Here is a 12595-nt window from a genome sequence, read left to right as displayed (position 1 = left end):
TCAATCCACCCTGGTTCGCGAAGAGGAAACGCCTGATCCGCGCGCTTCCGGGGCAAGGTTGTGGCCAAGATCAAGCCAACCTGATGTTGTCGGGTTGGGCGCCTTCCGCCGAGGGGATGCTTGCGTAGGCAACTACATGCATCGTTTGCACCGGCCCCAAAAGTCATCAGTCAGGCCGAATCGGGTGTCAGCGTATGGAGCACGATGGTGCGGGTGAGGAAGTACAGGGCCTTCGTGAGCTACTGGGAAAGGGCCGTCCTGACGGAGTTTTCAACGGCATTCATGAAGAGCACCTCCCCCGGCCGGAACACCTCGCTGACGTTGTCGTCGCCACTGACGCTGCACTCGATGACGCGTACCGTGACGCGGTCACGGCGGCGCTCTCCGTGCGGTTCGGGCAAGTAGACGCCCTCGCTCAGCCGCTTGTTGACCGGCAGGGCGAAGGAGGACGACACACGCCGCAGCAGCTGTGCACCTGTCGCGGTGGCAGCCGCGTACTGGCCGTAGGACGGAAACCCGCGGTCGGCCAGGGAGAACGCCCCGTCGAGCGGCGCCCTGTAACCGTTCCAGCCGCTCCTCGACCACCTCAACGCCTCCAGCATGCCCCGGTACATCATCAGCTTCGGACGACATCCTGTGCCATGGCCGCCCCTGAGGCGCGGGCGGTGGCCACGTCGCTGGTCCAGAGCCTCTTCTCGCAGTTCGTCATGGAGTGTGGTCAGGCTGGCGGTCAGGATGTCCCACTCCGCGTTGGTCAGCCCGGTAAGGGCGTGATGGCGCAGCCGTGCGAGGTCCCGGCTGGGCTGGTCGAACGGGTCCTGGCGGTTCAGTGGGAGGGCGTCCATCCGCCGGTCGCCGATGCGGGCCCCGGTCTCGACCACAGGCTCATGGCCCCCGCCCAGTCGGCGTGCACGTGCCAAGAGAGCTCCCCCCGAGTCGAGTTCGCGCGGCCGCCATGGCCTGTCGACCTGGCCTCCGCTCCTGTCGACAGACGACGCTGCCACTTGTCGAGATGCGGAAAAACCACCTCGGGCTTGACAGCCAGCGATGTCTGTCGCCCCTCCACCGTGCTCTTACCGCGCCAACGAGGCACAGAACTGAAAACTGGGCGTTAATGATCTGCGAGCCCATGACTCGCGGCCATGACTCTGTTGGTGATCTTGTGAGGGTGCTGGCTTCGGGTCGGGTTGGTGCCGCCTACGTCACCCCGCTGGGCCCGGTTGTGCCCGACCACAGCCACCAGGCCAAGAGCGGCGGCGGCTTCGACAAATCCGCGTTCGCCAGCGACTGAGACCGCCCGGAACGGCGCGTCGCGATCCGTAGTTGCCTTTTCCAGAAACGAGGTGTGCATACTTGCTGAGTTTTGAGGGCACCGAGCCAGTCGAGCTCATTTCCCCAATCCCCACCCCCCTCCCCCCGCCCGCGGCCCCGGTGGGCAAGCAGCCGGACCGCCTGTGCGGGAGAGACCGGGAACTGGCCATGCTGGCACGGATCCTCGAACAGAACGACCCCGGCGTGCGCCTCGTCGAGGTGAGCGGCGATCCCTGGATCGGCAAGTCCCTTCTTCTGGACGTCCTGGGCGATCTCGCGCGCGGCCAGAACTGGGAGGTCGCCCTGACGGCGGCCGGATCCCTGCTCGAGGTCCTGCCTTTCGGAGTGTTCGCCGATGCCCTCGACGACCTCCTCACGCCGTATGGCGACGCTCTCGTGGACGGGTTCCCCCCGCATCACATGGCGTGGCTGGCAGGGATTTTCCCCACCCTGGCCCGCCACGCCCACGACGTGGTGCTGCCCGGAAACCCGTCGGAGATGAACCATGCCTTCCACGCGGTCCGCTCCCTCCTCGACAATCTCGGCTCCCGCCACCGGCTGCTGCTGATCATTGATGACATGCACTGGGCCGACGAGGAGTCGGTCCTACTGCTCGACTACCTCGTCCGGCACCCCACCACCTCCCGCGTGCTCCTGGTCGTCGCACACCGGCCGCGACAGGACCAGCACAACCTGCGCATCCTCCTCGACGAGGCGGCGGCGACAGGCCGCTCCGCCCGGATCGAGCTGCGGCCGCTGGCCGACGAGGACCTCGTGGAGCTGCTGCCGGACGGCCTCATCCCGTCCCAGCAGCACCGCCTGCGCACGGCGTCCGAAGGCTCCCCGGGACTGCTCCGCGCCCTCAGACGGCTCGACCAGTGGGCCGAGGAGGACGAGCCACCCGACCCGGCCCGCCTCGCTGGACCGTCCGGTTCCGCCGAGCCGCCCATCTCCCTGCTGCGCGAGTTCCGCGGCCTCTCGCCGCTCGGCCGGACCGTGGCGCATTCAGCGGCCCTGGTCCAGGAGCCCTTCGACACGGCACTGCTCGCGCAGGCCGCGCAGGTGACCGAGGCCGAGGCCACGGCCGGCGTGGACGAACTGGTTCGGCAGGACATCCTGCGACCCGACGAGACCAGGCGGACCTTCCGATTCCGGAACCGGCCGCTGCGTAGTACGGCCTACCAGATGGCCGGGGCGGCCTGGCGGCTCGGTGCGCACACACGCGCGGCAGCGGTCCTGCGCGGCCGCGCGTCTCCGCCGCCGCAGATCGCCCGGCATCTGGGCCGCAGCGTGCTCGACAGCCAGGACACGGCCGGCATACGCATATTGGAGGAGGCCGCGAGCGCCACCCTGTGGGAGCGACCGGACCAGTCCGCGTCCTGGATGCGGGCCGCGCTCGACCTGCTTCCGCACCGGCCGGACGGAAGCCGGCAGCAGCACCTGCACCTCGCCATCGCCCTGGCGCTGAGCGGAAAGCTGACCGAGAGCCTGGCCGCCTTCGACCGGACCCCGCCCGACGAGATGGACACCAGCGGAGACGCCTGGCTGTGGCGGGCCCAGGTGCTGCGCCTCCTCGGCCGGCACGCCGAGTCCGCCGAACTGCTGGAGAAGGCCATCGCCAACCTGCCGCCGGACGCCCACGAGACACGGGCCCGAACGGCAGGTGCCCTGTTAGCGACCATGCTTGAGGCCGGCCAACCGCAGCTGTCGCTGACGATCGGCACCTCCGTGGACGACACGGGCTTCCGCCCCGCACTCCGCGCGCTCCTGTCGGCGCTCCAGTCGCTGGCGTCCGCAGCCGACGGCGATACGCACGGGTTGACGGCGGACCGGGTCGTGGCGGCGGCGAAGCTGATCGACAAGCTGCCCGACGAGACGCTCCGGCCCTCGCTGGACACGCTGTACTGGCTCGGCCGCGCCGAGCACGCACTCGGCCAGGACACCGCGGCGCTCGGACATCTGGACCGCGCACTCGGTCTCGCCACCCGGCACCGGCTGCACTACATCGTTCCCCAGCTGACCACGCTGACGGGACACGTGCTGCTGGGCGTCGGGGAGACCGCCGCGGCCGAGCGACGCGCCGACTACGCCCGGCAGGCCGCCGACCGCATCGGCAGCGCGTTCCAGGCATGCCAGGCCCGTGCCCTGCACGGACGGATCGACCATCCGGGCGCGTCGGGCACCCCTGTGGTGGCGGACCGGACAGGACAGGATCCCCTGCCGCGAGCGCAGGAGTCCGGTGCCGATCCCGTGGCCGAGGCGGAGACCGGAGCGGGCGAGCGGCTTCCGGAGGCCACGACCGAGCTGCAGCGGCTCAGCGGACGCGAGCGGCAGATCTCCGTACTGGTCAGCAACGGCCGGACCAACCAGCAGATCGCCCGGACCCTGGAGCTGAGCCCCAAGACGGTGGAGACGTATCTGGCGCGGATCTTCAAGAAGCTCGACCTCTGCTCCCGGGCGCAGCTCGCCGCACTCGTGGGCAGGGAAGGGCACATGGCGCTGTGACCGCGGCGATCACAGCGCCGATGTCCGCAGGACCGCGCGGCCGACGAGATCGCGCATCACCTCACTGGGCCCGGCGGCGATAGTGGCCGCGCGAGCGTCCCGCTGGATCCGGGCTGCGGCGGAGGATTCGAGATAGCCCGCCGATCCCTGGAGCTGGAGGCTCGCGTCGGCCAGGCGGCACGCCAGCTCGGTCGTGTGCAGCTTGGCCATCGAGCACTCGGTGGCCGGCAGCTCGCCCTGCTCGTACAGCCAGGCCGCGTGGTGGACGAGCTGGCGGGCGGCCGCCAGCTCGGTGGCCAGATCGGCAATCCGGTGGACCGGGGCCTGGAGTTGTGCGAGGGTCCCGCCGAACGCCCGGCGTCCGTTGAGGAACTGCCGGAGGTCCTCCAGGCAGCGGTCCATACCGCCCAGCGCGGCGGCGGCCGCGACGAGGCGTTCCAACTGGAGGCTGCGCATCAGCTGGTAGAAGCCGCTGTCGGGCCGCCCGATCAGGCGGTCGGCAGCCACGCGTACCCCGTCGTAGGTCACCGTCGACGTGCCGGCGGCCCGCCAGCCCAGCGTACGGACCGGTTCGACGCCGACACCGGGCAGACCGGCGTCAATCACCAGAAGGGACAGGCCCGTCGCCCCACGCGGGCCGGAGGCCGTGTGCGGCGAGGTGCGGACCGCCACGACGTGGAAATCTGCGGTGAGCCCATTGCTGACCATGGACTTCACCCCGCGTACCACATAGTGGTCGCCGTCCCGCTCTGCCGTCGTGGCCATGCCGGACAGATCGGCACCCGCACCGGGCTCGGTGATCGCCAACGCGCCTACCCGCTCGCCGCGGACGGCTGGTGCCAGGTACGCGCGGTCCAGGACGGGATCGTCCGCCACCGCCAGATAGTGCGTGGCCATGTAGGCGTGTACGGAGATCGCGGCGCGCGGGCCGCCGAATCCGGTACGGCCCAGCTCCTCCAGGAAGACCACGGAGGTGAACAGGTCTTGTGCGCTGCCGCCCACCCGCTCGGGATGCAACAGACCCAGATATCCCTCCTTGCCCAGCATCCGCCACGCCGAATGCGGCACGGCGCCGTCCCGCTCCCAGGCCTCGGCCTCGGGCACGATGAGCGTCGCGAGCGACGCGTGCACACTGGCGCGGAACTCCTCGTGGCGCGGGGTCAGATACACGGACCGAGTCATCCGCACCCTCCGATTTCACGATTGAGCAGTTCGACGACGCCGGCGGCCGGATCGGTGAGGAAGAAATGGCCTCCGGCCACCTCCCGGCCCCGGTACCCGCCGAGTGCGAGCCGGCGCCACGCCTCCACGGCGGCACGCGGCGCCACGTGGTCCGCATCGCCCCAGAGCACGGTGAGCGGAACCGGCACCGGCCCGGGCGGGTCCGGCGGCCAAGTCTCCGCGAGCCGCAGATCGGCGCGGAGCATGGGCTCCAGCATCCTGAACAGACCGCGGCCCGCCAGGACTTCCGCGGGCACCCCGCCGAGGTCGGCAAGCCCCCTCGCGAACTCCTCCTCCGGCAGTTCGTGAAGCGCGGGCACCGCACGCGGTACGTCCGGTGCCCGGCAGGCGGAGATCACGACACGCTCGGGCACGCGGCTCAGCGCCGTCGAGGTCACCGTCTTGTACACCACCATCCCGCCCATGCTGTGTCCGAACAGCACATACGGGGACGGCACCTCCTCCGTCAGTGCCGCGGCGAACTCGTCGACGAGCTCAGGCCACTGTGCGAGCGGCCGTTCGCGGAGCCGGTTCTCCCGGCCGGGCAGCCGCACCCAGAGGGGTTCCACGTCGGCGGCCAGCCGCTCCGCCCAGCCCTTGAAGACCGCGGCGCCCGCACCCGCGTACGGCAGGCACACCAGCCGGATGCGGGCGTGCGGCCGTGGATCGGGGCGGTGGAACCACCGGCTCGCCGCGGTCATACGGGCCGGTCCGCTAGGGACGGGTCGTGGCCGGAGGCTTGAACGGCGGCCGCCAGCTCGGCGAACGTGCTCGTCGTGAAGATCATATCCGGTTCGAGCGCATCCTCCCCGAGCTCCTCCTCCAGCTGTACGAGCAGCCGCATCGCGGTCAGGGAGTCGCCGCCGAGGTCGAAGAAGTCCGCGTCGGGACGCACCGCCTCGGGGCCGAAGATGCCGGCCCAGAGCCGCGTGAACACGTCGGTGCGCGCCGTGTGCGGCACGGCCCCGTGCGCCACGGTGGTGGAGCGAGCCGCGATTCCGTCGAGCCCACAGGCGAGGACGAAGCGCCGGGGCGGCGCCAGGCCGGGAACCCGCCGGGCGAGGAGGTCGCGCAGCTCCGCCTCCAGCCGCCGCAGGGTCGGACCCGTGGCCGTGGCGCGAGCGGGCGTCATCCGGGTGGGTCCGTCCGGGCGCCGGGCGAACACGTTGACGCAGGGCGTTCCCGTCAGCCGCGGATCCTGCTCGTGGGAGACGGTGAATCCCTTGCGCTCCAGGCTCGCCACGACGGACGCCAACCGTCCCCCGGTGTCGTGCACCTCCATGACGATCTGACGGATCCCCTCCCACAGCGTGCTGTCGATGCCCTCCAGCACCTCCGCCTCGGCCTTCTCCACGTCGATCTTGAGCAGATCGATCCGGTCCAGGCCGTGCTCGGCGGCGACCTCGGCGAGCGTGGTGACGGGGATGCGCCGGTGCTCGACGGCCAGCCGGTCGGTGGCGAGCCGGTCGAGCCCGTCCCCGTTGTCGTCGCCCGCTCCGGTGAGCAGATAACTGTGGAGCGAGCGGAGGTCTTCTTCGGCGTCGGCGTGTGCGCCCGACATCACGCTGTTGCGCGGATAGAAGGTGAAGTCCATCTCCCCCACCGCGCTGCCGAGTCCGCTCTCCACAACGGTGACGTCCAGCCCGTACAGCTCGGCGTTGACCGCGACGGCGGCGGCGAGTTCCGCGACCGGTTCGATCGCGACGAACCGCGTGGCAGGCCTGTGCCGTGCCGCGTACAGGGTGAACATGCCGATGTTGGCTCCGGCGTCCACGACAACCGCGTCCCCGGGGAGGACGATGCCGTGCCGGAAGTAGGCGTTGTCGAGGAAGATCTCGCGGTGGAGGAAGTCGGTCTCGCTGCGGTTCAGCCCGGCCACCCGCAGGTCGTCGGCGGGCTCGTGCCAGGCGAGGGCCCCGAGCCGACCCGCCGCCTCGATGGCCACCGCACGGTGCAGCATCGGCGCGCCGTTCGGATCGGGTACCAGATGGACGACGGGCTCCGTGCCGTCTGGCGGGATCTCCACGAGGGCGTCGGCCACCGCGTCGTGCTCGCGCAGGGCCGCCGCGGCCTCGCCGTTGCCGGCCGGGTGACTCATGTGTCCCTACTTTCGTGATCGCATCGGGCGGGCGCTGCACAGGGGTGGACGGCGCGGGGGCGCCGGCTGCTGCGGGGAGGCGCCCGGTGGCGGCAGCGGGGCGGCCGTTTCACGTGCGGTCCCCCGTGACCTCGCAGAGGAACTTCTCAGCGAGCGCGACCACCTCGGGGCCCGCGTCGAACGCGGAGAGGTGGTCACCGGTCGGCCGGGTGACCAGCGTCGCGGCCGGCAGCTGTCCCGCGACGTACACGGAACCGGCGGGGTGTGCGGTGGTGTCGTCCCGACTGGTCACCACCAGGGCGGGTTGCGGGGCCGACAGGTACGGGCGGGAGTCCGTGGACATGATCGCGCCGTTGAGCAGGCCGTAGCGGTGCAGCAGCAGGGGCGTGGCATACGGATAGATGAGGTGGTGGGCGATGTCCGCGCGCATGGCGTCCAGTACGACGGGGCGGCGCATCAGCGCGTGCAGCCCGGCCGCCTTGCCCTCGCTGCGCGCGACCATGGCCAGCATCGGCTGCACGTCGCTCTGGTGCTGGGTCTTGGGGGCCTCGTCCCCGAGTTCGTAGTCGCCGTGCCACAGGCTCAGCGACGTCACCCGGTCGTCGTCGGCCGCGGCGGCCAGTGCCACGACCGCGCCCCCGCACAGGCCCATGGCGTGGGCCTGCCGGATGCCGAGGCCGTCGAGCACCGCGAGCAGGTCATCAGCCTGGGCAGTCAGGTCGTGGCCGCCGAGCGCGGCCGGGCCCTGGCCGCCCGGTACGGGGAACAGGCCCCGGCTCTCCCATGTCACCACCCGGAACCTGCCGGACAGCGCACGCATCCAGCCGGCGGCCAGGCCCGCCGGCATGCCGCAGGCCGTGACCAGGGCCACGGCCGGGGCGTCCACGGGCCCGGCCGCCCAGCAGCGCAACGGGCTGCCGTCACGGGCGGCGACCACGGCGGGGCCGTTGGGGAACGTGTCGGCCAGGAACCGGGCGGCCGCCTGGGCACCGTCCCGGCCGGTGGCGGCACTCCCGTCGGCGCAGGTGTCCGCGCGGGCCAGGTATCTGCTGAGGGCCAGTTCCACGGACCACAACGGCGCGGGGTCCGGCGTCACTTCCAGCCGCGGCAGGCCCAGTTCTCCGGTGAGCAGGTCGAGGCGGTGCTGGAACTGTGCCGCCGGACCGGGCGAGGCGACCCGGAGGCCCTCGGGGACGGCGCGGATCAGGGATTCCGCGTCCTTGAGCGCCTCGGCGAGACGGCTCAGGGAGTCCGTCATCGGGCTTGCCCGGACCGGCGTTTGAACGGCAGCCCACGGGTGGTCTCCCGGGCGATGCGGTTGTGGCCGAAGCGGTCCTCGCCGCTCGCCAGCACGGCGCCGTAGTGGTCCAGGCTCACCGCGCCGCCGTACTCCTCGATGACGTCGGTCCCGGGGTAGATCTGTACGGACGTGGGAACGTAGCGGGCCGCGTACCCCATCCTCATCTCCCGGGTCGTACCGAGATGCGGGTGCGAGGCGTGCATGAGGGTGGACCAGAACACGATGAACTGCCCGGCCCGCATCTCCATGGACACCGCCTGGGACTCGTCTGGCTCCCAGTTGGGGTCGATCTGGAGTTCCCGGTAGTCGTATCCGAAGAAGCCGCGTCGCACGCCCTTCTTCTCCACCGAGGTGTTCCGCTCAGGGGCGTAGTGCATCCGGCGGGTTTCGTCGTAGTTCATGGACTCGTGCGTGCCCGGGATGAACTGAAGGCAGCCCAGGTCGACGGTCGCCTCGCTGAACGCGCACCACACGGTGATGGTGCCGCCGAACTGCGAACCGCCCGGCCACAGGATCTGCGGGGTGCCCGAGGCGTTGGCGAAGGTGTCGGCCTGGTGCCAGTCCGTGCCCTCGTCGCCCGGGTTCTTGGGGAAGAACTCGGTGCGCCAGCACAGCAGGTCGGGGCCGAGGATGCCGGTGACCCGGTCCACGATCTCGGGGCGGGTGACGTGCTCCGCGAGGAATCCGTGGTCCAGGTGGCGGTCGTAGTTGGAGATGTTGGTACTGCCGGATATGGCCGCGTCGTCCTGGTAGACGGCGGCGCTGCGGTCGAGCAGTTCCAGACGGGTCCTGCCCCACGCCTTCTTGATCTCGTCCGGCTCGTAGAGCGTGAAGGGGCCCGCGTAGCCGTTGCGGTGGAATGCCTCCAGTTCGTCCTTGCTGAGGGAGAAGTCTGCTGCCTGCACGGTCATGGTGTCTCCGTTGGGGTCGGGCGGCCCGGGGAGGCCGGATGAGGCTCATGGGCTCGGGCACTCGCTGCCGTACGGGGCGGGCCGGGACGGTCGGCCAGAGCCGCGTCGACGTGCGAGGCGAGCGCGCCGACGGTCGCGCCGTCGATCAGCACGGTGATGTCGAGGTCGATCGCGAACTCCTCGTTGACCTGAGCGAACATCCGCAGCAGCGACAGGGAGGTGCCGCCGAGCGAGAAGAAGTCCGCGTCGCGGTCCGCCTCCGGCACATCGAGGACGGCGCGCCAGACCGACGTGATCCGATCCTCGGTGCCGAGCGGGCCGCCATCGTGCGGTGTGGCGCCGTCGGCATCCGTGGTCTGCGGCGCGGGCAGCCGCCGCTTGTCGACCTTGTTCTGCGGCGTGAGCGGGAAGGAGCTCAGCGCGATGTACCGGGCGGGGCGCATGTGCGCGGGCAGCAACGTCTCTGCGAGCTTGGCCAGTTCGGCGGCGAGCGGCGCCTCGGCCGCCGTGGTTTCGAGGTAGGCGACGAGCCTGACGTCTCCCTCACCGTAGTCGTGCGGGACGACCAGGGCGCGCGCCACCTCGTCATGTCCGGCCAGCAGGCTCTCGATCTCGCCTGGTTCGACGCGATAGCCGCGAAGCTTGATCTGGTCGTCGACCCGGCCCAGATAGCCGTAGCCGCCATCGGGCAGGGCGACCACACGGTCGCCGGTGCGCAGCCGGCGGTGGCGCGCCCCGTCCGCGCCGGTGTGCTCGGGGAACCGCTCCGCCTCCAGCTCCGGGCGGTTCAGGTAGCCGCGGACCAGGCCGGGGCCCTCGATGAACAGCTCCCCCGGCTCACCGTCGGCGACCGGCCTCCCGTTCTCACCGAGCACGTGGAAGGACAGGTCGGACAGCGGGATCCCGATCGGGCTCGGCCCGCCGCGGTCCACGTCGGCGCGCTCCAGCGGGCGGCAGGAGGCGTGCACGGTCGCCTCGGTGATGCCGTACATGTTGACCAGCCGGGGGCGGTCGGTCCCGTACCGGTCCACCCAGGGCCGGAGGGCGGCCGTGTCCAGCGCTTCGCCGCCGAACACCACGAGCCGCAGCGCACCGGGCCCGTCGGCGGTGCGTGCGTCGGCCGCCGCGAGGCGGTGGAAGGCGGACGGTGTCTGGCTGAGCACAGTGACGCCTTCGCCCGCCAGCAGCCTGCGGAACGCCTCGGGCGACCGGGCCGCCTCCCGGGGAACGATCACCAGGCGTCCGCCGAACAGCAGTGCCCCCCAGATCTCCCACACCGAGAAGTCGAAGGCGGCCGAGTGGAACACCGACCACACATCGTGCTCGTCGATTTCGAACTGCTCGCGCACCACATCGAACAGGCGCAGCACGCTGCGGTGCTCCACCAGCACTCCCTTGGGGGTGCCGGTGGTTCCCGAGGTGTGGATGACGTACGCGAGGTCGGCGCCGTCGCCGTCCGGCAGTGCGGGCGCAGGGCCCTCGGGCGCGGCGGGCAGATCGTCCAGCACCATGACGCCGACGCCTGCGTCGGATTCCAGGCCGGAGAGGGTGTCCGCGGCCGCCGTGGTGGTCACGACGACGGCGGAGCCGCTGTCTCGGATGGACCACGCGATCCGGGCCGGTGGGTACTCCGGGTCGATGGGGACGTAGGCGGCACCCGCCTTGAGGATGCCGAGCATCCCCACGACGATGTCCGTGGTGCGCGGCGTCACCAGGCTCACCGGCGAACCCCGCCGCACTCCCGCCCGGACGAGTGCGTGCGCGAGCGCGTCCGCCCGCTCGTCCAGCTGCCGGTAGGTGAGGTCCTGGTCCGGCGCCGTGACCGCTGTCCTGCCCGGGAATCGCGTGACCGCGTCCCGGAACCTCTCGGTGATCGTGTGCACCTCTCGGCTCATCCGCCCTCCTTCTCGGTCACGTTGGTCTGTGTATGACATCGGTTTCCTCGCTCCACCGCGGCTGCTCCGCGGAAGTCGGCCCCGCGCCGGTCGTTCCGCCGTGCCCGGCCCTGCGCCGACCGTCGAGCAGGGAGAGCAGGGGGCCGGTCATGGCCGTGGTGATCAGGGCCATGAGCACGAGGACGACGAAGAGCCTCTGATGGATGATTCCTGCCGTGAGGCCCACGTCGAGAGCGATCAGCTCGGTCAGCCCCCGGGTGTTGAGCAGGACGGCGACGGTGGCGGAGTCCTGCCGCCCGAGCCGGGCGAGCCGGGCCGACGCGTAGGCCGGGACGGCCTTACCGACCACGGCGATGCACAGGATCAGGCCGAGCACCGCGAGGCCGGCCCCGCCCAGTGCGGCGATATCCAGCGAAAGGCCGGTGACGACGAAGAACAGCGGCAGCAGGACCCGGGACGCGCCCTCCATGGACTTCAGCAGATCTGCGTCCTGGTAGCCGCCGGGCCGCGGCATGACCAGCCCGGCGAGGAAGCCGCCGAACACGGTGTGCAGACCCAGCGACGAGGTGGCCCAGGCGCAACCCGTCATCAGTACGACGGCCAGGGGCACCTGGTCGAGGAGGCGTGCGCTCGACCGCTCGGTCCACCAGCGCAGCGCGGGCCGTACCACGCCGGCAAGGCCGAGGATCAGGGCCGCGGCCAGCAGGGCCGTCAGCCAGACCGGCCGCCCGGCGGTGTGCGAGGAGCCGGCGACGGCCGCGGCGAGGGCCACCCACACCACCAGATCCATGATCCCCGCGGCCGTCATCGCGAGCTGCCCGGGCACGGTTCCCGCGATGCCGCGTTCGCGCACGATCGCGGCCAGCACCGGCAGTGCCGTGACCGACACGGCCACCGCGAGGAACAGGACGAAGGACCGGCTGCCGGTCCCGTCCTCGCCGAGGGCCGTGAATGCCGAGGGCAGCATCAGGACCGCCCCGGCCCCCAGGGCCATGGGTACCAGCAGGCAGCCGCAGACCACCAGGGAGACCGCGCCGCTGTGGCCGCGCAGCACCCGGAAGTCGATCTCGTAGCCCACGACGAACATGAAGATCACGACGGCGACCTGGGCGAGGACCGACAGGTACGGCAGGATCTCGTCCGGGAAGAGCCGGTCCGCCACACCGTACGGCAGCCGCCCCAGGAGGGTCGGGCCGAGCAGGATGCCGGTCAGTATCTGCCCGATGACCGTCGGCTGTTTGAATCTGGCGACGACCGATCCCAGCACCGAGGACACGAGCATGATCAGGCCGATGACGCCGACGACGTGCGCGACGACGGCCTCAGTACTCATCTGTGTCCTCCACTCACTGGT

The 12595-nt window shown here is 71.2% G+C and carries 9 protein-coding genes and 1 pseudogene; 2 read left to right on the top strand and 8 right to left on the bottom strand.

The features are described from left to right. Positions 1–872: 872 nt before the first annotated feature. Positions 873–1066 (bottom strand): annotated as a pseudogene (locus HDA41_RS43030) (ISAzo13 family transposase); the annotation flags it as partial. Positions 1067–1168: 102 nt separating this feature from the next. Between HDA41_RS43030 and HDA41_RS41725 the strand changes: the two are divergent. After that, on the top strand, positions 1169–1291 hold the full coding sequence (locus HDA41_RS41725) for a hypothetical protein (RefSeq protein WP_260423375.1): 123 nt from the start codon (positions 1169–1171) through the stop codon (positions 1289–1291). Between the two features lie 140 nt (positions 1292–1431). Beyond that, a complete protein-coding gene (locus tag HDA41_RS32335) occupies positions 1432–3816 on the top strand; it encodes a helix-turn-helix transcriptional regulator (protein WP_268251509.1) in 2385 nt (794 codons plus the stop codon). Between the two features lie 9 nt (positions 3817–3825). Here HDA41_RS32335 and HDA41_RS32330 read toward each other — a convergent pair whose 3' ends face one another. From HDA41_RS32330 to HDA41_RS32300, 7 genes are all read right to left on the bottom strand, one after another. Next, on the bottom strand, positions 3826–4998 hold the full coding sequence (locus HDA41_RS32330) for an acyl-CoA dehydrogenase family protein (RefSeq protein WP_184990286.1): 1173 nt from the start codon (positions 4996–4998) through the stop codon (positions 3826–3828). Further along, the gene (locus HDA41_RS32325) at positions 4995–5738 is read right to left on the bottom strand and encodes a thioesterase II family protein (RefSeq protein WP_184990284.1); all 744 of its coding nucleotides are present in this window, start codon (positions 5736–5738) and stop codon (positions 4995–4997) included. Before HDA41_RS32325 ends, HDA41_RS32330 begins: the two co-directional genes overlap by 4 nt. Next, positions 5735–7135: an FkbM family methyltransferase gene (locus tag HDA41_RS32320; RefSeq protein ID WP_184990282.1), complete on the bottom strand. Its 1401-nt coding sequence runs from the start codon at positions 7133–7135 to the stop codon at positions 5735–5737. The genes HDA41_RS32325 and HDA41_RS32320 overlap by 4 nt, the downstream gene beginning before the upstream one ends. A 109-nt stretch (positions 7136–7244) precedes the next feature. Then, positions 7245–8393, bottom strand: a complete 1149-nt coding sequence (locus HDA41_RS32315; RefSeq protein WP_184990280.1) for an alpha/beta fold hydrolase — start codon at positions 8391–8393, stop codon at positions 7245–7247. Then, positions 8390–9346 (bottom strand): chlorinating enzyme, encoded by a 957-nt coding sequence (locus tag HDA41_RS32310; RefSeq protein ID WP_184990278.1) that lies wholly within the window; start codon positions 9344–9346, stop codon positions 8390–8392. Before HDA41_RS32310 ends, HDA41_RS32315 begins: the two co-directional genes overlap by 4 nt. Then, positions 9343–11241 (bottom strand): amino acid adenylation domain-containing protein, encoded by a 1899-nt coding sequence (locus tag HDA41_RS32305; RefSeq protein WP_184990270.1) that lies wholly within the window; start codon positions 11239–11241, stop codon positions 9343–9345. The genes HDA41_RS32310 and HDA41_RS32305 overlap by 4 nt, the downstream gene beginning before the upstream one ends. 16 nt (positions 11242–11257) lie before the next feature. Further along, a complete protein-coding gene (locus HDA41_RS32300; protein ID WP_184990268.1) occupies positions 11258–12574 on the bottom strand; it encodes a cation:proton antiporter in 1317 nt (438 codons plus the stop codon). Positions 12575–12595: the final 21 nt, after the last annotated feature.

The sequence above is a fragment of the Streptomyces caelestis genome, from assembly GCF_014205255.1.
In the GTDB taxonomy this organism is placed as follows: domain Bacteria; phylum Actinomycetota; class Actinomycetes; order Streptomycetales; family Streptomycetaceae; genus Streptomyces; species Streptomyces caelestis.
Note: the sequence above shows the minus strand (reverse complement) of the source record. Positions and strands in the feature narration are given on the sequence as shown.